Raw genomic sequence first — 2,214 nt, forward strand, 5'->3', positions numbered from 1 at the left:
TATTTTGACAGTCCAACAAAACCGCCCTTCGTTTGTTATTCTCAAAACGAATAATAATGGCGAATATATTCTCTTCTCTCAAAAATGCGTACAATCTTTTTAAACATGTAGATTTCGATAAGTTAGAAGCTTTATCGAAAAAAGTCGATTTACCCAAAATAGTCGAAACCATATCCAATCTGGATGATAAACAGATTCAGGGGATGATGAAAATGATGGGTGGATCGGGTAAAAAGCGAGAATTACCACCAATTGAAGGTGATTTTTACCATTTGGGCGACGAAGCACTCAACGATGAGGATCGCGAACTCCAGTTAAAAGTGCGTGCTTTTTTAGAAAAAGAAGTAAAGCCCATTGTAAACCATTACTGGAACAAAGCCGAATTTCCTTTCGAAATTATCCCAAAACTTGCTGAACTTAATATCTGTGGTTTAACCTATAAAGGTTATGGCTGTCCGGGAAAATCGAATTTGATGGAAGGGATTTTAGCGATGGAAATGGCTCGGATAGATACCTCGATTTCTACTTTTTTTGGTGTACAGAGTGGTTTAGCGATGGGATCGATCTATTTATGTGGATCGGAAGAACAAAAACAACAGTGGTTGCCACTGATGCAGCAATTTAAAATTATCGGTGCATTTGGGCTAACCGAACCCGAAGTGGGCTCTGCTGCTGCTGGAGGACTCACTACAACCTGCAAAAAAATAGATGGCAAATGGATATTAAATGGTCAGAAAAAATGGATCGGTAATGCCACTTTCGCCGATATCTTAATTATTTGGGCACGAGATGAAGAAAGTGGTGAGGTTAAGGGTTTTATTGTAAAAAAAGATAATCCTGGTTTTGCTGTAGAAAAAATGCAGGATAAAATGGCCCTCAGGATTGTGCAGAATGGAATTATCACTTTAAACAATTGTGAGGTAGAAGAAACGGACCGCCTGCAAAATGCAAACTCATTTAAAGATACAGCAAAGGTATTGCAAATGACAAGAGCAGGAGTGGCCTGGCAGGCTGTTGGCTGTGCCCGTGGTGCTTACGAAAATGCACTGGATTATACCCGTACCCGAAAACAGTTTGGTAAACCCATTGCATCTTTTCAATTGATTCAAAACCATTTAGTTGAGATGTTGTCGAATTTAACAGCAATGCAAACATTATGTTTTAGGTTGTCACAATTGCAGGATCAGGGCTTGTTGAAAGATGAGCATGCTTCGTTAGCCAAGGTATTCTGTTCGTTACGTACACGTGATGTGGTGAGCAAGGCCCGTGAGGTAATGGGTGGAAACGGCATTTTATTGGAATATAATGTAGCGCGTTTTGTGGCCGATGCTGAAGCAATTTATTCTTACGAAGGCACAAAAGAAATTAATACGCTGATTGTAGGTAGAGCCATAACGGGTTTCTCTGCATTTGTTTAGGTAGTGGGAACTCACGAAGTTTGAAAGGCTAAGAGCAGTTCGGGAACTTCGTTAGTTTTGAGCTGGGGTAATTAGTTGCTTGCGAGTCTGAGCGTAGTCGAAGACTAATGTAATATGATAAATAGCAGGATTTTTAGGGTTAGGAAACGAATGTCAGCATTTCATGGGTGCTTCAGTCCTGCCATTCGCTGTAGTCCCGACGAAAAGTCGGGAGCTGCCGCTGCTGTCAGGTTTATGAACAAAAGTTAGCGGCCCCTGCAACCTCAAAAATAAAATACTTTTCTGGCCATTTAGCCCAGGTTGGAGCGATACCCTGCAGCAACGAGGTACGAGGTAGCGAAGCGTATAAGCGTAAAACGGGAAGAAACTTAATGTTTTGCACAGGCATAGCGCTACAAGAAAAAAGTGTTTCAGAATTAGAAAACGTGGATCTGCAGCCCGGTTTTAGTTAATTAAATAGCTTTTAACACCCAGGTTTCTCGGATTCTGCCAATTTTATTCGCCTGCTCCTTCATTTTTTTTAATAATTCAATATCAATATATTTTAGCGAGGAAAGTTGATGCCAAACTGAAGTTGCTTTAGTTGTCAATTTGAAACCTTGTTCAAGAAAGAAGTGTTCAGCCTGTTCAAAGCTATCAAACTTATTATCTTCTACATGATGTGTTTCCAGAAACTGAGAAAAATAATCATTGGTTTCATTTTTAGGTGCTGGTCGTTTAATATATACATCAGCAGTGATCCAATAACCACCTCTTTGTTTTAATGATTTATGGATGGTTTTACATAGTGATATCT

General features: G+C 39.7%; 2 protein-coding genes. One reads left to right on the forward strand and one right to left on the reverse strand.

What is annotated here, in order from left to right:
• The first annotated feature begins 56 nt into the window (after positions 1–56).
• Positions 57–1,418, forward strand: a complete 1,362-nt coding sequence (locus AC1DPQ_RS25660) for an acyl-CoA dehydrogenase family protein (RefSeq protein ID WP_477580711.1) — start codon at positions 57–59, stop codon at positions 1,416–1,418.
• Positions 1,419–1,870: 452 nt separating this feature from the next.
• Here the strand turns inward: AC1DPQ_RS25660 and AC1DPQ_RS25665 are convergent.
• On the reverse strand, positions 1,871–2,214 hold a 344-nt coding region (locus tag AC1DPQ_RS25665; protein ID WP_477611299.1), incomplete at its 5' end, for a hypothetical protein.

This window comes from Pedobacter sp. 01T416_2 (genome assembly GCF_056398925.1).